18 protein-coding genes are annotated in these 19,689 nt (G+C 72.4%); 9 read left to right on the top strand and 9 right to left on the bottom strand.

The annotated features are described in order from the left end of the window. Nucleotides 1–98 precede the first annotated feature (98 nt). On the bottom strand, nt 99–608 hold the full coding sequence (locus ACIHFE_RS02905; protein ID WP_400103898.1) for a DUF4234 domain-containing protein: 510 nt from the start codon (nt 606–608) through the stop codon (nt 99–101). Between the two features lie 181 nt (nt 609–789). Here ACIHFE_RS02905 and ACIHFE_RS02900 point away from each other — a divergent pair, with 181 nt between their 5' ends. Beyond that, complete coding sequence (locus ACIHFE_RS02900) at nt 790–2,544, top strand: NAD+ synthase (protein WP_400103896.1); 1,755 nt, start codon at nt 790–792, stop codon at nt 2,542–2,544. Between the two features lie 112 nt (nt 2,545–2,656). Here the strand turns inward: ACIHFE_RS02900 and ACIHFE_RS02895 are convergent, their stop codons facing one another. The 3 genes from ACIHFE_RS02895 to ACIHFE_RS02885 all read right to left on the bottom strand — a co-directional run bounded on the left by ACIHFE_RS02895 (nt 2,657) and on the right by ACIHFE_RS02885 (nt 6,109). After that, nucleotides 2,657–3,676 carry an endonuclease/exonuclease/phosphatase family protein gene (locus tag ACIHFE_RS02895; RefSeq protein ID WP_400103894.1) on the bottom strand — a complete coding sequence of 340 codons (1,020 nt, stop codon included), beginning with the start codon at nt 3,674–3,676 and terminating at the stop codon, nt 2,657–2,659. A gap of 175 nt (nt 3,677–3,851) precedes the next feature. After that, nucleotides 3,852–4,484, bottom strand: coding sequence for a TetR/AcrR family transcriptional regulator (locus tag ACIHFE_RS02890; protein WP_400103892.1), 633 nt, complete (start codon nt 4,482–4,484; stop codon nt 3,852–3,854). Further along, nucleotides 4,481–6,109, bottom strand: coding sequence for an MFS transporter (locus tag ACIHFE_RS02885; RefSeq protein WP_400103891.1), 1,629 nt, complete (start codon nt 6,107–6,109; stop codon nt 4,481–4,483). Before ACIHFE_RS02885 ends, ACIHFE_RS02890 begins: the two co-directional genes overlap by 4 nt. Nucleotides 6,110–6,288: 179 nt before the next feature. Between ACIHFE_RS02885 and panB the strand changes: the two genes are divergently transcribed. From panB to ACIHFE_RS02870, 3 genes are all read left to right on the top strand, one after another. Then, nucleotides 6,289–7,146: a 3-methyl-2-oxobutanoate hydroxymethyltransferase gene (gene panB / locus ACIHFE_RS02880; protein ID WP_400103890.1), complete on the top strand. Its 858-nt coding sequence runs from the start codon at nt 6,289–6,291 to the stop codon at nt 7,144–7,146. Nucleotides 7,147–7,272: 126 nt separating this feature from the next. Further along, nucleotides 7,273–8,292 carry an ATP-binding cassette domain-containing protein gene (locus ACIHFE_RS02875; protein WP_400103888.1) on the top strand — a complete coding sequence of 340 codons (1,020 nt, stop codon included), beginning with the start codon at nt 7,273–7,275 and terminating at the stop codon, nt 8,290–8,292. Continuing rightward, a complete protein-coding gene (locus ACIHFE_RS02870) occupies nt 8,289–9,098 on the top strand; it encodes an ABC transporter permease (protein WP_400103886.1) in 810 nt (269 codons plus the stop codon). The genes ACIHFE_RS02875 and ACIHFE_RS02870 overlap by 4 nt, the downstream gene beginning before the upstream one ends. Nucleotides 9,099–9,115: 17 nt before the next feature. Here ACIHFE_RS02870 and ACIHFE_RS02865 read toward each other — a convergent pair whose 3' ends face one another. Next, nucleotides 9,116–12,784, bottom strand: a complete 3,669-nt coding sequence (locus ACIHFE_RS02865; protein WP_400103884.1) for an AfsR/SARP family transcriptional regulator — start codon at nt 12,782–12,784, stop codon at nt 9,116–9,118. A gap of 109 nt (nt 12,785–12,893) precedes the next feature. Between ACIHFE_RS02865 and ACIHFE_RS02860 the strand changes: the two genes are divergently transcribed. Continuing rightward, nucleotides 12,894–13,706, top strand: a complete 813-nt coding sequence (locus tag ACIHFE_RS02860) for a site-2 protease family protein (RefSeq protein ID WP_400103882.1) — start codon at nt 12,894–12,896, stop codon at nt 13,704–13,706. On the opposite strand, the gene ACIHFE_RS02855 is transcribed toward ACIHFE_RS02860, so the two are convergent. Then, nucleotides 13,696–13,878, bottom strand: coding sequence for a hypothetical protein (locus ACIHFE_RS02855; RefSeq protein ID WP_400103880.1), 183 nt, complete (start codon nt 13,876–13,878; stop codon nt 13,696–13,698). The two genes, ACIHFE_RS02860 and ACIHFE_RS02855, sit on opposite strands and share 11 nt — an antisense overlap. Nucleotides 13,879–13,978: 100 nt before the next feature. Beyond that, nucleotides 13,979–14,683 carry an NADPH-dependent F420 reductase gene (gene npdG, locus ACIHFE_RS02850; protein WP_400103878.1) on the bottom strand — a complete coding sequence of 235 codons (705 nt, stop codon included), beginning with the start codon at nt 14,681–14,683 and terminating at the stop codon, nt 13,979–13,981. Nucleotides 14,684–14,807: 124 nt separating this feature from the next. Between npdG and ACIHFE_RS02845 the strand changes: the two genes are divergently transcribed. Continuing rightward, on the top strand, nt 14,808–15,419 hold the full coding sequence (locus ACIHFE_RS02845; RefSeq protein WP_400103876.1) for a hypothetical protein: 612 nt from the start codon (nt 14,808–14,810) through the stop codon (nt 15,417–15,419). Nucleotides 15,420–15,474: 55 nt separating this feature from the next. Continuing rightward, nucleotides 15,475–16,767, top strand: coding sequence for an MFS transporter (locus ACIHFE_RS02840; RefSeq protein ID WP_400103874.1), 1,293 nt, complete (start codon nt 15,475–15,477; stop codon nt 16,765–16,767). Nucleotides 16,768–16,986: 219 nt separating this feature from the next. Here ACIHFE_RS02840 and ACIHFE_RS02835 read toward each other — a convergent pair whose 3' ends face one another. Further along, on the bottom strand, nt 16,987–17,193 hold the full coding sequence (locus ACIHFE_RS02835; protein WP_400103872.1) for a hypothetical protein: 207 nt from the start codon (nt 17,191–17,193) through the stop codon (nt 16,987–16,989). 69 nt (nt 17,194–17,262) lie between these two features. On the opposite strand from ACIHFE_RS02835, the gene map reads away from it, so the two are divergent. Together map and ACIHFE_RS02825 are read left to right on the top strand one after the other, a co-directional pair. Then, entirely contained in the window at nt 17,263–18,120 is an 858-nt protein-coding gene (gene map / locus ACIHFE_RS02830) for a type I methionyl aminopeptidase (RefSeq protein WP_400103870.1), read from the top strand. A gap of 101 nt (nt 18,121–18,221) precedes the next feature. Further along, the gene (locus ACIHFE_RS02825; protein ID WP_400103868.1) at nt 18,222–18,884 is read left to right on the top strand and encodes a heme oxygenase (biliverdin-producing); all 663 of its coding nucleotides are present in this window, start codon (nt 18,222–18,224) and stop codon (nt 18,882–18,884) included. On the opposite strand, the gene ACIHFE_RS02820 is transcribed toward ACIHFE_RS02825, so the two are convergent. Further along, nucleotides 18,874–19,542: a PhzF family phenazine biosynthesis protein gene (locus tag ACIHFE_RS02820; protein WP_400103866.1), complete on the bottom strand. Its 669-nt coding sequence runs from the start codon at nt 19,540–19,542 to the stop codon at nt 18,874–18,876. The genes ACIHFE_RS02825 and ACIHFE_RS02820 overlap by 11 nt on opposite strands. Nucleotides 19,543–19,689 lie beyond the last annotated feature (147 nt).

Here is a 19,689-nt window from a genome sequence, read left to right as displayed (position 1 = left end):
CCGCTCTGCGCACATCCGCTGCGGAGTACGTACGGGGCAGGAACGACCCGGGCCCCCGTCGCGGTGCGACGGGGGCCCGGGCGGGGACGGAAGGCGGATCAGGCGGCCAGCGGCACCTGGGTGCCCGGCGGGACCTGGCCGTAGTGGTCGACGACCTTGTTCAGCTCGCTCTGGTAGTAGACCGAGTGCGTGCCGAAGATAAAGACCAGGAACAGGCCCAGGCCGCCGCTGCAGGTCTGCGGCAGACCGGCCGCCCGCTGGGCGTCGCAGATCCGCTTGCCGGTGTTGTAGTAGGAGACAAACGGCGGGATCAGCAGGTACCAGCCGAACCAGATGGTCAGCATGGAGCCCGCCGGGCTGATCTTGCGGCGGCTGTCGAACTCCGCCATCTCCTTGTGGATCTTGAAGTACCAGACCAGGGAGTAGATCCCCAGGGTGATGATCACCAGGAACCAGACGGCCCACGGGCCGCGCCGCTTCATGGCCAGGCCATAGTGCGCCGGCGCCGGGTAGCCGACCGGGGCGGCGGGTGCCGGGTAGCCGTATCCGGCGGGCATCTGCTGGTACGGATTGGGGCCGGGCTGGCCCCACTGCGGCGGCGTGGTCAACGAGTCTCCTTGGCATGGACCCTGGCGGGTTTTCAGTCATCATGGCCTGATCGCCATGAGCGGTGCGCAAGGTTTTCATAAGATCGGACCCGTATGCCAGCGGGAACCCTCACCCTCCGCCCGTCACGCCTATGGCCCCGCTCACACAAGATCGCGTCAGAGAGACGATTAGACTGGCCTTGTGCCTCAACTTCGTCTCGCCCTGAATCAGGTCGATGCCGGCGTCGGCGACCTCGCCGGGAACGCCGAGTCGATCGTCCGCTGGACCAGGCACTCCGCCGGGCAGGGGGCTCATCTGGCGGTCTTCCCCGAGATGGCGCTGACCGGCTACCCGGTCGAGGACCTGGCGCTGCGCTCGTCCTTTGTCGAGGCCAGCCGCGCCGCGCTGGGCGAACTGGCCGCCCGGCTACGGGACGAGGGCCTGGGCGAACTGCCGGTACTGGTCGGCTATCTCGACCGCAGCGAGGAGGCCGCGTCCCGCCTCGGCCGCCCGGCCGGCTCCCCGCTCAACGCGGCCGCGGTACTGCACCGCGGCAAGGCGGTGCTCACCTTCGCCAAGCACCATCTGCCCAACTACGGGGTTTTCGACGAGTTCCGTTACTTCGTGCCCGGTGACACCCTGCCGGTGCTGCGGGTACACGGCATCGATGTGGCCCTGGCCATCTGCGAGGACCTCTGGCAGGAGGGCGGCCGGGTGCCGGCCACCCGCACCGCCGGGGCCGGGCTGCTGATCTCCGTCAACGCCTCCCCCTATGAGCGGGAGAAGGACGACACCCGCCTGGAACTGGTGCGCAAGCGCGCCCAGGAGGCCGGCTGCACCACCGCCTACCTGGCCATGACCGGCGGCCAGGACGAGCTGGTCTTCGACGGCGACTCCATCGTGGTGGACCGGGACGGCCAAGTCATCGCCCGCGGCGCCCAGTTCACCGAGCAGTGCCTGCTGCTGGACCTGGACCTGCCCGCCGCCCGGCCCGAGGCGCCCTCCGGGGTGGTCGACGACGGACTGCGCATCGACCACCACACCGTCTCGGCCGAGCCGCTGCCCGCCTACGCCCCCGAGTTCCCCGGCGAGCGCGCCGACCACCTCGATGACGACGAGGAGGTCTACACCGCGCTGGTGACCGGCCTGCGGGCGTATGTGGTCAAGAACGGCTTCCGCAGCGTGGTGCTGGGCCTGTCCGGCGGCATCGACTCGGCGCTGGTCGCCGCCCTCGCCTGCGACGCGCTGGGCGCGGAGCATGTGTACGCGGTGGCCATGCCGTCCCGCTACTCCTCCGAGCACTCGGTCGCCGACGCCCGGGAGATGGCCCGGCGGACCGGGCTGCACTTCCGCATCCAGCCGATTGCCCCCATGTTCGACGCCTATATGGGCGAGTTGGGGCTGACCGGCCTGGCCGAGGAGAACCTGCAGTCGCGGCTGCGCGGCACCATGCTGATGGCCATCTCCAACCAGGAGGGGCACATCGTGCTGGCGCCGGGCAACAAGTCCGAGCTGGCCTGCGGGTATTCGACGCTCTACGGCGACTCCGTCGGCGCGTACGGCCCCATCAAGGACGTCTACAAGACCGGCATCTTCCGCCTCGCCCGCTGGCGCAACCGGGCGGCCGAGCGGCGTGGTGAGACCCCGCCCATCCCGGAGAACTCCATCACCAAGCCGCCGAGCGCCGAGCTGCGCCCGGGGCAGGTGGACACGGACTCGCTGCCGGACTACGAGGTGCTGGACCGGATCCTGGAGCTGTATGTCGACCGCGACCAGGGCCTGGCCTCGATTGTGGCGGCCGGCTTCGAGGGGGAGCTGGTGGCTCGGGTGCTGCGGCTGGTGGATACGGCGGAGTACAAGCGGCGCCAGTACCCGCCGGGTACCAAGATCTCGCCCAAGGGCTTCGGCAAGGACCGGCGCCTGCCGATCACCAATCGCTGGCGGGAACGGGGCTGATCGGAGCGGGGCTCGCCCCGGGGCGTCTGCCGGCGACTTCCGCGGTTCGGCCGCGGATCGTGCGTGGAGTCGCGCGGTTCCCCGCGCCCCTGATGGGACCCGGCGGGGTGGGTTACAGCTTTAGGCGGGCCGCGACCGGGAGATGGTCGCTGCCGGTGTCGGGCAGGGTCCAAGCCGCCACCGGCTCCATCCCCCGCACCATGATCTGGTCGATCCGGGCCATCGGGAAGCTCGCCGGCCAGCTGAAGCCGAAGCCGTCCCCCGCCGCCCCCTGCGCGGACCGCAGTTGGGAGGTGACCGGTGCCAACGACCGGTCGTTCATGGTGCCGTTGAGGTCGCCGAGCAGCACCACCCGCTTGCCCCGCTCCCGCGCGATCGCCTCTCCCAGCGCCGCCGCACTGTCATCGCGCTGCCCGGCCGTGAAGCCGGCGTTGAACTTGACGCGCACCGAGGGCAGATGGGCCACATACACCGCCACCTGCCCGCGCGGTGTGTCCACCGTGGCCCGCATCGCCCGGGTCCAGCCCATCTTGATGTCCACCGGACGCACCTCGCTCAGCGGGTACTTGCTCCACAGCCCGACCGTGCCCTGCACCGAGTGGTGCGGATAGGTGCCCGCCAGCGCCCGCTCATAGGTGGGCGCCGCGTCCGGCTTGAGCTCCTCCAGCGCCACCACCTCCGCCCCGGCGGCGGCCACCGCCTTGGCGGTGTGCACGGGGTCGGGGTTGTCCGCGTTGACGTTGTGGCTGATCACCATCAGATTGCCGCCGGTGTGCGACTTGGGCGCCAGCAGCCCGCCGAAGAGATTGAGCCAGACCAGCACCGGCAGCAGCAGCGCCAGCAGCGCACTGGCCGAGCGCCGCAGCACCGCGAGCACCAGCAGCACCGGGATGAACAGCCCCAGCCACGGCAGGAAGGTTTCGGTGAGGCTGCCCAGGTTGCCCACCCGGTTGGGGATCGCCGCATGCATCAGCATCAGCAGCCCCAGCAGCAGCCCCAGCACCCCGATGACCAGGCCCCGGCGCCAGATGCCCGGCCCGCGCCAGCCGCTCAGGAAGCGCCGGAGTGCGGAGCCGGCCGGCTCCGCGACGGCTCCCTTGTGGCCGGTCTCCGCCATGTCCGCCTGTGGCATCCCGTTGTCCTCACCAGGTCGTGCGCCGTCACTTTCCCGACCACCCCGGCAGGGCGGTCGGGAAGGAGGACGGACGGCCGGTGGGGCCGGGTTCCTGGCGGTCGGCCGTACGGGCGTCCTGTGACACAACGGGCACATTCGGACCCGTCAGCCGGCGCCTGTCTGCCGGAGCCCGTCAGCCGGTGCCCTCGCGATCCGGCGGCCCCGCCCCGTACAGCACGGTGTCCACGATCTCCGCGCAGAGCCCCTCCGGCAGCTCCTTCCACTCGTGCAGCACCGAGCGCGAAAGCAGCGGGCTGACCAGCAGATCGGTGAGGAGCTCCAGGTCCGCCCCGGGGCGGATCAGCCCTTCGGCGATGCCCCGCCGCAGTACCTCGCCGAACACCTGACGGCGGGCCTCCAGGATGGTGTCGTGGTACTCCCGCCACACCGCGGGATGCGCCTTGACCTGGGCGAGGACCGTCCGCAGCACGGCGGAGGAGCGCTTGGCCAGCACCCGGCGGCGCATCAGTTCCAGCAGGTGGACCAGGGCGTCCCGGACCGAGCTGCCGGCCGGCGGCGGGTCATAGGCGATGTCCAGGGAGCGCAGTACGTCCAGCATCAGCGCTTCCTTGCCCGGCCAGCGCCGGTAGACGGTGGCCTTGCCGACGCCCGCCTCCCGGGCGATGCGCTCCATGGACAGATCGCCGAGGCCCACGCCCTCTTCCAGCAGCCGCACCACGGTGTCGATCACCGCCGAGTCCACGGCGCCGCTGCGCGGCCGTCCACGCTGCACGGCGGGGGCGGCGGAGACCTGGGTTCCGGTCATCGGCCCGCTCCCGTCTGCTCCTTCTCGCTCTCCGGCCGGGAGGAACCGCCGGACGCGGCGGCGGGGCCGCGGCCGGGCAGGAAGAGCGTCACCACAATGGCACCGAGCACGGCCACCGCGGACGAGCACAGCGCGGTGATGTGCATGGCGTGCAGGAAGGCGTCCTCGGCCGGGCCGACCAGCGCCCGTCCCGCCGGGCCGAGCCGCTGGGCCAGACCCAGGGTGGCCTCCACCGACTCGCCGGCCGCGTGCCGGGCGGACTCGGGCAGACCGGGCACCTGGCCGAGCTTGCCGGAGATGCCGTCCCGGTAGGTGGTGGAGAGCACCGAGCCCAGCACGGCCACCCCCAGCGCACCGCCGACCTGCCGGAAGGTGTTGTTGACCGCGGATCCGGACCCGGCCTTCTCGCGCGGCAGCGACTGCATGATCGAGACGGTGGCCGGCGGCATGATGTGCGCCATCCCCGCGCCCTGCAGGAAGAAGATCACTTCCAGGATCCAGATCGGGGTGTCCTTCTCCAGCAGCAGGAAGCCGGCCATGGTCCCGGCCACCAGCAGCATGCCCCCGGCACACACCGCGCGGGCGCCGAACCGGTCCACCACCAGCCGGGCCCGGGGCGCGAAGCCCATCTGGGCGGCGGCCAGCGGAAGCAGCAGCAGACCGCTCTGCAGCGGGGTGTAGCCGCGCACGCTCTGGGTGTAGAAGACCACGAAGAACGTCACACCCATCAGCGCGAAGAAGACCAGCGCGATGGAGCTCACGGCGGCCGAGAAGGCCGGATTGCGGAAGTAGCGCACATCGATGGCCGGGTGGTCGCTGCGCCGCTCGTGCAGCACGAACAGCAGCAGCACCAGCAGCCCGCCGCCGACCGTGCCGAACACCTCGGGCCGGGTGAAGTCGGCGAGCTGGCCGCCCTTGATGATGCCGTACACCAGCAGCACCAGGCCGACCACGGACAGCAGCACACCCACCGGGTCCAGCCGGCCGGGCCGGGGGTCCTTGGAGTCGGGCACCAGCAGCACCATGGCGATCAGCCCGGCGATCACAATGGGGACATTGACCAGGAAGACCGAGCCCCACCAGAAGCGGGAGAGCAGCACCCCGCCGGTGATCGGGCCGATGGCGATGGCAAGGCCGACCGCGCCGGCCCAGATGCCGATGGCCTTGGGCTGCTCCTCGCGCTCGAAGACATTCATGATGATGGCCAGCGTCGCGGGCATCACAAAGGCGCCGCCCAGGCCCATCACCGCGCGGAAGGTGATCAGTTCGGCGGGCGAGCCGGCCATCGCGGAGAGCACCGAGCCGATGCCGAACACGGTCATGCCGAACAGCAGGACCTTCTTGCGGCCCAGCCGGTCGCCCAGCAGGCCGGCGGTGAAGAGTATTCCGGCGAAGACCAGCGTGTAGGAGTTGATCGCCCACTCCAGCTCGCTCTGGGTGGCCCCCAGTCCGGCGGGTCTGGGCGAGGCGATGGTCTTCATCGCCACATTGAGGATCGAGTTGTCCAGCACCACCACCAGCAGGCTGAACAGCAGCACGGTGAGGATCGCCCACCGCCTGCGGTGGACGGCCTCGGGAACCTGGCGCGACGGGCCGGCCCCGCCGGACCCGACAGGAGAAGTCATGTCATCAGACTAAAGCACTTTCGATACGAGACCGTCTCGTATCGAAAAGTCAGGCGGAGTCTTTGCCCGTGAAGGATCCGGGGCCCTGTCTTCCCCGTCCGCGGCGGCCGTGTCAGCATTGGAACTGATCCGGGGACGCCGTCAGGGCGCCTCGAGACGACATCACAGGAGCCAGTGCAATGACGCATGCCGCGAAGACGCCCGACAGCAGCAAGTCGCTGTACGGCGGGATCACCTCCCGGCGCATCACGGTCCGCGACATCGCCGCCGCCAAGGAGCGCGGCGAGAAGTGGGCCATGCTCACCGCGTACGACGCGATGACCGCCTCCGTCTTCGACCAGGCCGGCATCCCGGTCCTGCTGGTCGGCGACTCGATGGGCAACTGTCACCTCGGCTACGAGTCCACGGTGCCGGTCACCATGGACGAGATCAGCATCCTGTCGGCCGCCGTGGTACGGGGCACCAAGCGCGCCCTGATCGTCGGCGACCTGCCCTTCGGGGCGTACCAGGAGGGCGCCGTCCAGGCGCTGCGCAACGCCACCCGGCTGGTGAAGGAGGCGGGCGTCGGCGCGGTCAAGCTGGAAGGCGGCGAGCGGTCCGCCCACCAGATCGAGCTGCTGGTGCAGGCCGGCATCCCGGTGATGGCGCACATCGGCCTGACCCCGCAGTCGGTCAACGCCTATGGCGGCTACCCGGTGCAGGGCCGGGGCGAGGAGGCGGCCCAGCAACTGCTGCGCGACGCCAAGGCCGTTCAGGACGCCGGCGCCTTCGCCGTGGTGCTGGAGCTGGTGCCGGCCGAGCTGGCCGCCGAGGTCACCCGCATCCTGCACATCCCCACCGTGGGCATCGGCGCCGGCCCCGAGTGCGACGCCCAGGTACTGGTCTGGACCGACATGGCCGGAATGACCCAGGGCCGGCTGCCGCGCTTCGTCAAGCAGTACGCCCAGATACGCGAGGTACTCAGCGGCGCGGCACGGGAGTTCGCCGCGGATGTGGTGGGCGGCGCCTACCCGGCCGAGGAGCACTCCTTCCACTAGGCCGCGTCTCGGGTGCGGGCCGCCCCCGGCCGGCCGGGGGCGGCCCGCACCCCTTGTCGGCGGGCTGTCGGCGGGATGTCGGCGGCTGTCGGCGGGATGTCGGCGCCCCCTGGCAGCCTCATCCGCATGCGACCCCAAGACACCCCGCGAGGCGCCAACGGCGCCGTCCAAGTCCGCGGCCTGGTCAAGCACTACGGCACCACCAAGGCCCTGGACGGCATAGACCTGGACGTCCCCGAAGGCACCGTCCTCGGCGTCCTGGGCCCCAACGGAGCCGGCAAGACCACCCTGGTCCGAGTGCTCTCCACGCTGGTCAGGCCGGACGCCGGCACCGCCCGCGTCGGCGGTTTCGACGTCCTCACCCAGCCCCGGCAGCTGCGCCGGGTGATCGGCCTCACCGGCCAGTACGCCTCGGTCGACGAGAAGCTCTCCGGCACCGAGAACCTGTACCTGATCGGCCGGCTGCTGGACCTGCCCCGCAAGGAGGCCAAGCGCCGCGCCGCCGAGCTGCTGGAGCGCTTCTCGCTCACCGAGGCCGCCAAGCGCCCGGCGATGACCTACTCCGGCGGTATGCGGCGCCGGCTGGACCTGGCCGCCTCCATGATCGGCCGCCCGGCGGTGCTCTATCTCGACGAGCCCACCACCGGCCTGGATCCGCGCACCCGCAACGAGGTGTGGGCCGAGGTGCACCATCTGGTCCGCGAGGGCGCCACCGTGCTGCTCACCACCCAGTACATGGAGGAGGCCGAGCAGCTGGCCGATGAGCTGACCGTCATCGACCGCGGCCGGGTGATCGCCGGTGGCCGGATCGACGAGCTCAAGGCCAAGGTCGGCGGCCGCACCCTGCAGGTCCGGCCGGCGGATCCGGCCGAACTGCCACGGCTGGCCGGGGTGGTGGCCCGGGCGGGGCTGGACGGTGTCTCCGGGGCGACCGTCGACCAGGACGGGGGTCTGGTCAACGTCCCCATCGTCACCGATCAGCAACTGACCGCCGTGGTGGGCCTGCTGGCCGGGAGCGGCTTCGCCCTCGCCTCCATCAGCACCCATCTGCCCAGCCTGGACGAGGTGTTCCTGGCCATCACCGGCCAGAAGACCTCCACCGGCAACGCCGTCCAGGCCGAAGAACTCCAGGAGGTGGCGGTATGAGCGCCGCGACGATCACCGCACCCGTCACCGACGCCCGGCTCGGTCTCCGGGACCACCTTCGGCACATCAGCGCGCTGGCCCGCCGCAACGCGCTGCAGCTCAAGCAGAATCCGGAGGCGATGGTCGATGTCGTCCTGACGCCGGTGATCTTCACCCTGATGTTTGTCTATGTCTTCGGCGGCGCCATGTTCCCGGGCCACCGCGATGACTATGTCAACTATCTGGTGCCCGGCCTGATGGCGATGACCGGGCTGAACATCGCCATGGCGGTGGGCAGCGGCGTCAACGAGGACTTCCAGAAAGGGGTGATGGACCGGTTCCGCACCCTGCCGATAGCCCGGTCCTCGGTCCTGATCGCCAAGATCGTGGTGGAGGTCGGCCGGATGCTGGTGGCGGTGGCCATCCAGCTCGGCATGGGCTTCGCGCTGGGCCTGGAGATCAAGACCTCGGTGGGCGAACTGCTGGCCGCGGTCGCTCTGAGTGTGCTCTTCGGCGCCTCTCTGATGTGGATCTTCGTGCTGCTGGGTCTGACCGCCAAGTCGGCACAGGCCGTGCAGGGAATGGGGATGATGATCATGATTCCGCTGCAGTTCGCCAGCTCCATCTTCGCCCCCACCAAGTCCATGCCCGGGTGGCTGCGGGGCTTTACCGAGTACAACCCGCTGGCCAATCTGGCCGATGCCGCCCGCAGCCTGATCAACGGCGGCCCGGTGGCCCACTCGGTGTGGATGACCCTGGCCTGGTCGGTGGGGCTGACCGTGGTGGTGGCACCGCTGGCGGTGGCCAAGTTCCGCCGGCGGGCCTGAGGTTGGCGGGCATCCGGTCAGATGAGGGCGGTGGCCTCCTCCAGGGAGAGGCGGCCGCCCTCGGCGTACACCCGCCGGTATGTCTCCTCGCCCAGCGCCGCCCGCGCCGTTGTCTCGACCCGCAGCATGATCTCCCGTTCCAGGGACTGCTGCTGGGGGCCGTCGGCCCGCAGCACCTCGACCGCCCCCAGCAGCCGGGCGGCGGTCAGCGCGTGCTCCTCGCCGTCCAGCGCGGAGTGGGCGAACGCGGCGTGCATCAGCTGCACCACCGGCAGCTTGACCGCGACAAAGGCCGACATCGGGTCGTCGAGCAGTTCCAATGCCTGCCGCACCCTGGGCAGCGCGTCCATGGGACGCCCCTCCAGCACGTCCAGCCAGGACAGCAGGCCCATCATCAGGCCCTGGAACAGCCGGATGGCCCGGTGCCGGAACTCCCCGAGCAGTTCCTCGAGGAGCTGCCGGGCCTCCACGAGCCGCCCGGACCGGGCGACTCTGACACCGAGGGTGAGCCGGATGAGGAAGTCCACATCCGGAACGCCTCCTTCGGCCTCATTCATCGACTCGCGCAGCATCCGCTCGTTCTCGGCGCCGTCGATGGCCCCCGCTTCCATCAGCATCTCGGCCAGCCGGGAGCGCATCAGCGCCACCTGGGTCGTGGCACCCACCGCACGGGCGCTGTCCATGGCCGCCCGGTAGTCCTCGGCGGCGGCCAGGAACTCCCCGCGACGCTCCCGGTTTTCGCCACGTCCGGCCAGCGCCTCGGCCACTCCCCAGGCGTCCCCGGTGCGCCGGAAGATCTCCAGGCCCTCGTCCGCGTCCAGCCGGGCCTGCTCGGCCCGCCCGGGCCACTCATTGCCCACCTTGGCCCGCTGCAGGAGATGGAAGGCCAGCTCCCACTCGTAGCCCAGCTCCCGGCACTGCCGCACGGCCAGGTCCAGATCGTCGAACAGCCCGGTGAAGTCGCCGGTGAGCAGCCGGGCGTAGATCCACAGCATGCCGGGCGTGCGAAGGGTCTGCGGCGGCAGGTGCCGGTACGCCTCGATCACGGCCCGCAGCCGGGCCTGCATCTCGGGGGCGTTGAACACCTGCATATCGGATTCGGCCGTGGCCACGGCGATCAGCCGCACCTGCCGCCGGGCCTCCTGGAGGAGTTCCGGCCGCATCGGCGGCGGGGCGTCGATGCACCGCTCGGTGAGCGCCGGGGCCGGCTCCACCGGCCCCTGGAACGGATCGGGTCCCAGCGCGGCCACCGCGTTGGACCAGGTCCGGCCGTCGGTCAGCCGGGCGCGCAGGTGCCAGAACCAGTTGAGGGAGATGACCAGGCACAGCCCCTCCTGCTCGTCCTGCGCCGCCACCGCGTGCCGCAGCGCGGCCCGCATGTTGTCCTGCTCCCGCTCCAGCCGGTCCAGCCAGTGCCGTTGCCGCGGCCCGCGCAGCAAGGGGTCGGCGGTACGGGCCAGTTCGCGGTAGTACACCAGGTGCCGGCGCTCCACCCCGGCGCGCTCGCCCGCCTCGGCCAGCCGCTCCCCCGCGTACTCGCCGACCGTCTCCAGCAGCCGGTAGCGCATCTCGCCCTGGTCGTCCGGCGCGGCGACCACCAGGGACTTGTCCACCAACGAGCCGACCATGACGGCCACTTCGCCCGGTCCGGCGCCGTCGTCGGCGCACACCGCCTCGGCCGCCGCCAGGTCGCAGCCGCCGGAGAACACCGACAGCCTGCGCAGCACGGCGCGTTCGGGCTCGTCCAGCAGGTCCCAGGACCAGTCGACCACCGCGCGCAGGGTCTGCTGGCGGGGCAGCACGGTGCGGCTGCCGGAGGTCAGCAGCCTGAAGCGGTCGTCCAGGCGGTCGGCCAGGCCGCGCGGGGTGAGCATCCGCAGCCGGGCGGCGGCCAGTTCGATGGCCAGCGGCAGTCCGTCCAGGCGGCGGCAGATCTCGGCACAGGCCTCCGGGTCGTCCTCGACACGGAAGCCGGGGCGGGCCGTGGCGCCCCGGTCGGCGAGCAGCCGCAGCGCCACCGGGTCCGGCAGTGGCTCCACCGGCCGTACCAACTCGCCCGGTACGGCCAGGGGTTCGCGACTGGTGGCGAGCACGGTGACGCCGGGGCAGTGCGCCAGCAGCGTCTCGGTCAGGTGGGCGACGGCGGCCACCAAGTGCTCACAGTTGTCCAGGACCAGCAGCATCCGGCGCTGGGCGCAGTGTTCGGCGAGCCGGGCCACCGGGTCATGGGCGGTGGTGTCGGCCGCCGCCCGCAGCCCTTCGGCGGTGCCGCGCACCACGGTCTCGCGGGCGCCGAGCGCGGTGAGGACCGCCTCGGCCACGGTGTCCTCGTCCTCCAGCGGCGCCAGTTCGGCGAACCAGACACCGTCCGGCCAGGCGTCGGCGGCGGCCTCGGCGGCCTCCTGGGACAGCCGGGTCTTGCCGGCGCCGCCCGGCCCCAGCAGGGTGACCAGCCGGTGCCCGGCCAGATCGGCCCGGATGCTGGCCAGTTCCCGCTCCCGCCCTACGAAGGAGGTCAGCCGGGCCCGCAGATTGCCCCGCCGGGGGCGGGGCGGGGCGGCTCCGGCGGCCGCCCCGTGCTCCGCCGGCGGCCGTCCGGCGCTCTCCGGTCCGCCGGACGGCCGGTCCATGCCGGGCGATCGGTCCCTGCCGGACGGCCGGGGCTCCTCCGGTACCGGCCCGGGCACCGTGCCCGCTCCGGCGGCCGCGGAGACGGCAGGGCCGGCGGCCCCGCATGCCCCGGTGCCACCGGTGTCCCCGTACGGCCCGGCGGCGCCGGGCCCGACAGCCCGGTCCGTCCCGGCGGGCCCGGCAACGGCGGACCCGTACGGCCCACCCGCCCTATTCGCCCCGGCGGCCCCGGCGGCCCCGGCGGCCCCGGCGGCCCCGGCGGCCCCGGCGGCCCCGGCGGCCCCGGCGGCCCCGGCGGCAGCAGACCCCGCCCCCCGCACATCCCGCAACCGCTCCGGCGGCGCCAGCAACTCCGCGTGCAGCGCCCGGAGTTCCGGCCCCGGGTCGGCGCCCAGGCGCTCGGCCAGCGCGGTACGCAACTGCTCATAGGCGGCCAGGGCCTCCGCCTGGCGGCCGGCCGCGCGCAGGGCCCGTAGCCGCAGCGCCTGGAGCGGCTCGTCCAGGGGCCGGTCCAGGCACAGTTCCACCAGTTCGGGCAGGGCGCTCTCGGCCCGGCCCAGGGCGACGACGGCGGCCAGCCGGTCGCGGCGGGCGTCCAGCCGGCGGGCCGCCAGCCGGGCGGCCTCCGCCTGATGGCCGGGCAGGTCGGCCAGGGCGGGGCCGCGCCACAGGGCCAGCGCGTCCTCCAGCAGCACCACCGCCTTGCCCGGGTCGCCGTCGGCCAGGGCCAGGGCGCCCTCCTCGGCCAGCCGCTGGAAGCGGTGCATATCCACCTGGTCCGGTTCGGCGCACAGCCGGTAGCCGCCGGCCACCGACTCCACCGCCTGCCGGCCGATCGCCCGGCGCAGCCGTCCCACCAGCGCCTGCAGCGCCCCGGCCGCGTCCGCCGGCGGTTCGGCACCCCAGACGGCGTCGGCCAGCGCCCCGGTGGTGCGGGTGCGGCCCGGGTGCAGGGCGAGGGCGCCCAGCAGGGCGCGCAGCCGGGCACCGCCGAGGGCCACCGGCTGGCCGTCGGAGGCATGGACCTGGGTGGTGCCGAGGATGCCATAACGCATCGGCCCATTCTCCCCTGCCATTACGCCATTCGTACCGCGCCCAGGTACCGTCGCCCGGAACCGTCCGTACGCCCGGAATCTCCCCGGCGCCCACCCCAGGAGCACTCAGATGGCATTCGACGCGACCCGCGGCGAGCGGCGCGTAAGTCCCGTCTTTCTCGCCCTCGTCGCCATCATGGCGGTCTCCCTGTGGGCGATCTGGACGGACTTCTCGGCCAGCCCCGGATTCGCGGTCTTCCTCTTCGTGGTCTCGGCCTGGGTGGTCTCGCTCTGTCTGCATGAGTACGCGCACGCGCGCACCGCGCTGCACAGCGGGGACATCTCGATAGGGGCCAAGGGCTACCTCACCCTCAACCCGCTCGCCTACACCCATGCCCTGCTGAGCGTCGTGCTGCCGGTGGTCTTCGTGATCATGGGCGGGATCGGTCTGCCGGGCGGCGCGGTCTTCATCGAGCGGCACCGCATCCGGGGCCGCTGGCGGCACAGCCTGATCTCGGCGGCGGGCCCGCTGACCAATGTCCTGTTCGCGGCGGTGTGCACCGCGCCGTTCTGGCTGCACGCGATGGACGGGGTGCCGGACCACGTCCGCTACGCACTGGCCTTCCTGGCGCTGCTCCAGGTCTCCGCGGCCATCCTCAACCTGCTGCCGGTGCCGGGCCTGGACGGCTACGGGATCGTCGAGCCCTGGCTGTCGTACGGGGTGCGCCGGCAGATCGAGCCCTTCGCGCCCTTCGGCCTGCTGGCGGTGTTCGGCTTCCTGTGGATCCCCGAGGTCAACAACGCCTTCTTCGACCTGATCGACTCGGTGCTGCGGGTGCTGGGGGTCAGCGACTGGGACGCCTACTGGGGCCAGCGGCTGTTCCGCTTCTGGCAGGGCACCCCGGAGATCCCGGACCTCGGCGGCTACCTGATCACTCGCTGACGGCGGCCCGCTCCATCCGCGCCTTGCGCACGTAGTACCAGGTCATGTTGGAGGAGACGCCCACCAGCAGTACCCAGACCACACCCAGCCAGCTGCCGCGTACGAAGGAGACGACGGCCGCCGCGGTCGCGAGGACACAGACGGCGAGGGCGTAGCGGGCGAGGCGGGGCATGGGGGGCGGCTCCTGTCGGCAGCGCGGTCGCGTACTGAACCCGGCCATTGTCCCCCATGCCCCGTTTGCGCGGCCGCCCGGTGGGGTGAACCGTCAGGGCTCAGACGTCGGTGACGCGCAGCCCGGCGTGCGCCTTGTAGCGGCGGTTCACCGAGATCAGGTTGGCCACCAGCGACTCCACCTGGTGGGCGTTGCGCAGCCGGCCGGCGAAGACGCCCCGCATCCCGGGGATGCGGGCGGCCAGCGCCTGCACCAGGTCGGTGTCCGCCCGCTTCTCGCCGAGCACCATCACATCGGTGTCGATCTCGGCGATCTCCGGGTCGGAGAGCAGCACCGCGGACAGGTGGTGGAAGGCGGCGGTCACCCGGGATTCCGGCAGCAGCGCGGCGGCCTGCTCGGCGGCGCTGCCCTCGGCCGGCTTCAGGGCGTAGGCGCCCTGCTTGTCAAAGCCCAGCGGGTTGACGCAGTCGATCACCAGCTTCCCGGCCAGTTCCTCGCGCAGCGCCTCCAGGGTCTTGGCATGCCCGTCCCAGGGCACCGCGACAATCACCACATCGCTGCGCCGGGCGCACTCGGCGTTGTCCGCGCCCTCGATGCCCAGGCCCAGTTCGGCGGCGGCGGCCTCGGCCCGCTCGGCCGCCCGGGAGCCGATGATCACCCGCTGGCCGGCCTTGGCCAGCCGGTAGGCCAGGCCGCGTCCCTGGTCACCGGTGCCACCGAGGACTCCGACCACCAGGCCGGAAACATCCGGAAGGTCCCAAGGGTCCTTTGCCGCGGGCTTTGTTGTGTCAGCAGAAGCAGTCATGACAGCGATACTGTCACGCCCGCCCCGGCCCCGGCCCGGCCCCTGTCGAGCGAGCTGGGTCCCTAACGAGTGAGCCGGCCCCTTCCCCGCTCCCCGACTGCGCCGGGCGCGCCAGGATGGGGGCGTGGACGCCGTACGGGTCGCGCTGCTGCGCGAAGTGCTCGCCGGAACCGAGTGGTTGCAGGCCACCCGCCGCTTCGCCGGGGCGCTGCGCAAGTCCGTGGGGACGCGGGACGGGGGCCTGCTGCTGCTCGGCACGGCGGAGTACGAGCCCTGGCATCTGGCCGCGCACCTGGACGAGGAGGCGGCCCGCTCCGGGCTGCCGGAGCTGTCCCCCACCCTGGTGCGCCACCGGGTGCCGCCCGCCGTCCCGGCCCATCTGTCGGTCGGCCTGGGCCGACTGCGGGCGGCGGGGCGCGGCGAGACCCTGCTGGTGGTGCTGGCGCGGACCGGTGCGGAGCCCGGCGCGGAGCTGCTGGAGCGGGTGCAGGATGTACGGCGCGGCGGGGCGACGGTACTGGCGCTGGACGGCGCGCCGGAGGGCGTGCACCAGGAGATGCGCGCCCTGGCGCATGACGCGCTGTCCGTACCGCCGTCCGCCGAGCCGGACTTCTCCCTGGTGCAGCATCTGCTGAGCGCCACGGCGGGCGAACCGGCGCCGTCCGGCCGGCGCTTCCGCGACCAACTGGCCAGACTCGCCGAGGAGTTGACGGCCGCGCCGCCCAACCGCTGGTGAGGCGGGGCGAAAACCGTTTGCCGCCCCGCCCGGCGAACGCCGAGCATGATGCCCCGTGACCGAGCACCATCCCCGTTCTCCCACGGCACGGCTGCGCGCCCTGCTCCCCGACCTCACCCCCTGGCACTCCTCGGCGGACTTCCGCCGGATGTGGCTGGCCGGGCTGATCACCGTCTTCGGCAGCTTCCTCACCCTGGTGGCATTGCCGGTGCAGCTGAAGGAGCTGACCGGCTCCACGCTGGCGGTGGGCGCGATCGGCGCGGTGGAACTGGTGCCGCTGATCGTCTTCGGGCTCTACGGCGGGGCGCTGGCGGACGCGCTGGACCGCCGCCGGCTGATCCTGTGGACCGAGGCGGGCCTGGGCCTGCTCAGCGCCCTCCTGCTGGCCAACTCGCTGCTGCCGCATCCCATGATCTGGCCGCTCTATCTGGTGGCCGCCCTGGCCAGCGCGCTCAACGGGCTCCAGCGCCCGGCCCTGCACGCGCTGGTGCCGCGCATCGTGGCCCATGAGCAACTGCCCGCGGCGACCGCCCTGAACACCATCCGCTGGCAGCTGGGCGCGGTCGCCGCACCCTCCCTGGCCGGCGTGATCATGGCCTACTGCGGCCTGCGGGTGTCCTATGGGCTGGATGTGCTCAGCTATGCCGTCTCCTTCGCCCTTCTCCTGGGCCTCGCCCCCTCGCCCGCGTCCCGGGACGCCGCCCGGCCCTCGCTGCGCGGCATCGTGGCAGGCGCCCGTTACGCCTGGGGACGCAAGGAACTGCTGGGCACCTATGCGGTGGACCTGACCGCCATGCTGTTCGCCTTCCCCAACGCGGTCTTCCCCTTCCTCGCCGACGATCTGGGCGCGCCCTGGGCGCTGGGCATGATGTACGCCGCCGGGGCGGCCGGTTCGCTGGCCGTCAGCGCGACCAGCGGCTGGATCACCCGGGTGCACCGGCACGGCCGGATGGTCGCGGGCGCGGCGGCCTGCTGGGGTCTGGCGATGGCCGCGGCGGGCTGGGTGGGCGAGATCTGGCTGGTGCTGCTCCTGCTGGCGGTGGCGGGCGGCTGTGACACGGTCAGCGGGCTGTTCCGCTCGGCGATGTGGGACCAGAGCATTCCGGATGAGCTGCGGGGCCGTCTGGCCGGGATCGAGCTGCTGTCCTACTCGGTCGGACCGCAGCTGGGGCAGGTGCGGGCCGGTGCGATGGCCTCTGTCACGGGGGTCCGGATGGCCGTCTGGGCGGGCGGACTGGCCTGTGTGGCCTCGGTGGGCCTGCTGGCCCTGGCCCTGCCGAGGCTTCTCTCCTACGACCAGCGCACGGACGAGCACGCCCAGCGGGTCCGTCTGGCCCGCGCGGCATAGCCTCACGGCTGCCGGACCACCGCCCGCCGGGCGGCACCCGGCGAGGAAACCCCGGCCGCGGCCGCGCCTGCCCGGGGCTCCGCCCCGGGCGGACCAGGCGGGTGCGTGGCCGGGGCGCGTGGCCGGCCGCGGGCCCTGTGTGCCCACCCCGTTCCGGCGGGGCGGGCGCGAAGTGGTCACCCCGCACCGGCGGAGACCCCGGCCGGCGGACCCGAGGAGTCAGTCGTCCTTCCAGCGAGGATCCTCGCGCCAGGACTCATTCCGTTCCCGTGCCGTCTCCATCGCGTGGGATGCCTCCTCCCGCGTGCCGTACGGCCCCATCCGGTCCGCCGCCCGGCACTGCGGCCCCTCCTCGACCACGCGGTGCTTCAGGCAGTAGTACCACTCACCCGGCTTCCCGGCCGGGCGCCGCTTGAACAGGGCCATCGCGCCCTCCTCTCCTCACCGACTGCTCACCCACATGCTCCCCGAGAGCCGCTGACTACACTCGCTGACATGTCTGGCCAGTCACTTCTCGCCCCCGGGAGACTCTCTCCCACCCGCCCCGTCCCCGCCTCCATCCCCCGGCCCGAGTACGTCGGCAAGCCGGCCCCGGCGCCGTACGCCGGTCCCGAGGTGCAGGACACCGAGACGATCGAGCGCATGCGGATCGCGGGCCGTATCGCCGCGCAGGCCATGGCGGAGGCGGCCAAGCACATCGCCCCGGGTGTGACCACGGATGAACTCGACCGGGTCGCCCATGAGTTCATGTGCGACCACGGCGCCTACCCGTCCACCCTCGGCTACCGCGGCTTCCCCAAGTCGCTGTGTTCCTCGGTCAACGAGGTGATCTGCCACGGCATCCCGGACTCGACCGTGCTGCGCGACGGCGACATCGTCAATCTGGATGTGACCGCCTACATCGGCGGCGTGCACGGCGACAACAACGCCACCTATCTGTGCGGCGAGGTGGACGAGGAGTCGCGGCTGCTGGTGGAGCGGACCCAGGAGGCGCTCAACCGGGCCATCAAGGCCGTCAAGCCGGGCCGCCGTATCAACATCATCGGCCGGGTCATCGAGTCCTACGCCAAGCGCTTCGGCTATGGCGTGGTACGGGACTTCACCGGCCATGGCATCAACTCCTCCTTCCACTCCGGCCTGATCGTGCCGCACTACGACAGCCCGCACCACGACACCCTGATCCAGCCCGGAATGACCTTCACCATCGAGCCGATGCTGACCCTGGGCACCCATGAGTACGACATGTGGGAGGACGGCTGGACCGTGGTCACCAAGGACCGCAGGCGGACCGCGCAGTTCGAGCACACCCTGGTGGTCACCGAGACGGGGGCGGACATCCTGACCCTGCCGTGACGGACCTCACGGCGGTAAGGTTTTCCCGACAGCACGTCGGGAAACATCTGGCTTAGGTAACCCTAATCTTCCGCCCTTCGTTTGGTCACCGGAGGTCCGCCTTGGACTCGCCCGCCGCGACACCGTTCTCCACGCTCATCCGCACCGCCTCGCACCAGCAGCACACGGAGGCCGAGAACTCGTCGTTCATGAGCCACCTGCTCGGCGGGCGGCTCGGGGTCGCCGCCTACCGTGGCTACACCGAGCAACTCTGGTTTGTCTACCGGGCGTTGGAGTCCTCCTCGGCGGCGCTGGCCGGTGACCCGGTGGCGGGCCCGTTCATCCGTCCCGAGCTGGCCCGCACCGCCCAGCTGGAGCGCGACCTGGCCCACCTGGGCGGCCCGGGCTGGCATACCGGCCTGCGCCCGCTGCCCGCCACCGCCGCCTACGCGGCCCGTATCGAGGACTGCGCCCGCGCCTGGCCGGCCGGCTATATCGCCCACCACTACACCCGCTACCTGGGCGACCTCTCCGGCGGCCAGGTCATCCGGGGCACCGCCGAGAAGACCTGGGGCTTCGCCCGCAAGGGAGACGGCGTGCGCTTCTATGTCTTCGAGGACATAGGGAACCCGGCCGAGTTCAAGCGCCACTACCGCTCGCTGCTGGACGCGCTGCCCCTGGACGACCTGGAGAAACAGCAGGTCATCGACGAGTGCAAGCGCGCCTTCGCGCTCAACACGGCGGTCTTCCGGCAGCTCGGCGAGGCCTTCCCGCTCAGCGCGTAGCGGTGGCGGCGGCCCGGCGCACCCGGCCGCCCACCTCGATGGTGCCGTCCGGCAGGGGACGGGTCAGCAGCTGGGAGCCGGCGCCCTGGCGGATGTCCAGGGCGCGGCCCAGCTCCCCGGTGAGCAGCAGGGCGGCCGCGCCGGTGGCCTCGTCCTCCGTGATTCCGTCGCCACGGCGCGGGAAGGCCCGTGCCCGGACCCGGCCCGCTTCCTCGTCCGCCCAGGCCCAGGCGTACAGCCAGCCCTCGCCCGGCGGCGGCGCGGGCAGCGCGTCCACCTCCGCCGGGGAGGCGTACCGCTCGGTACGGCGTCCGGTCACCCACTCCGGGCGGGCGGTGATCCACACCAGCTCGCCCTCCCGGCGCACCGGCACCTGCCCGGCGGGCGGGCGCAGCACCTCGGTGTCACCGCCCAGCAGCCAGGCCACGCCGATCAGCGGGTGCCCGGCGAACGGCAGCCGGGTACTGGGGGTGTAGATGTCGACGGCCCCGCGCTCGGCGTCGTCCACGAACACCGTCTCGCTGTAACCGAGTTGGGCGGCCAGCGCCTGCCGCCCGGCGGAATCCGGCACGGCGGCGCCGTCGGCGACCACCCCCAGGGCATTGCCGCCCCGGCCGTCCGGGCCGCAGAAGACATGGACTATGCGCACATCGGTCATCCGGCAATCCTCTCGTAGCGGGCGCCTCCGATGGCCGGTGCCAGGGCCGCCCGACAACGCCGCAACCAGCAACGGGGCACGGTATCCCGGCCGGACGGCAGCCCGGCCACGGCGGTGACCGGCGGAGCGCGGCCACGCCCCGGCCCG

Source organism: Streptomyces sp. NPDC052396 (assembly GCF_044593195.1).
Lineage (GTDB): Bacteria > Actinomycetota > Actinomycetes > Streptomycetales > Streptomycetaceae > Streptomyces.
This window is presented reverse-complemented; position numbering and strand designations above follow the sequence as displayed.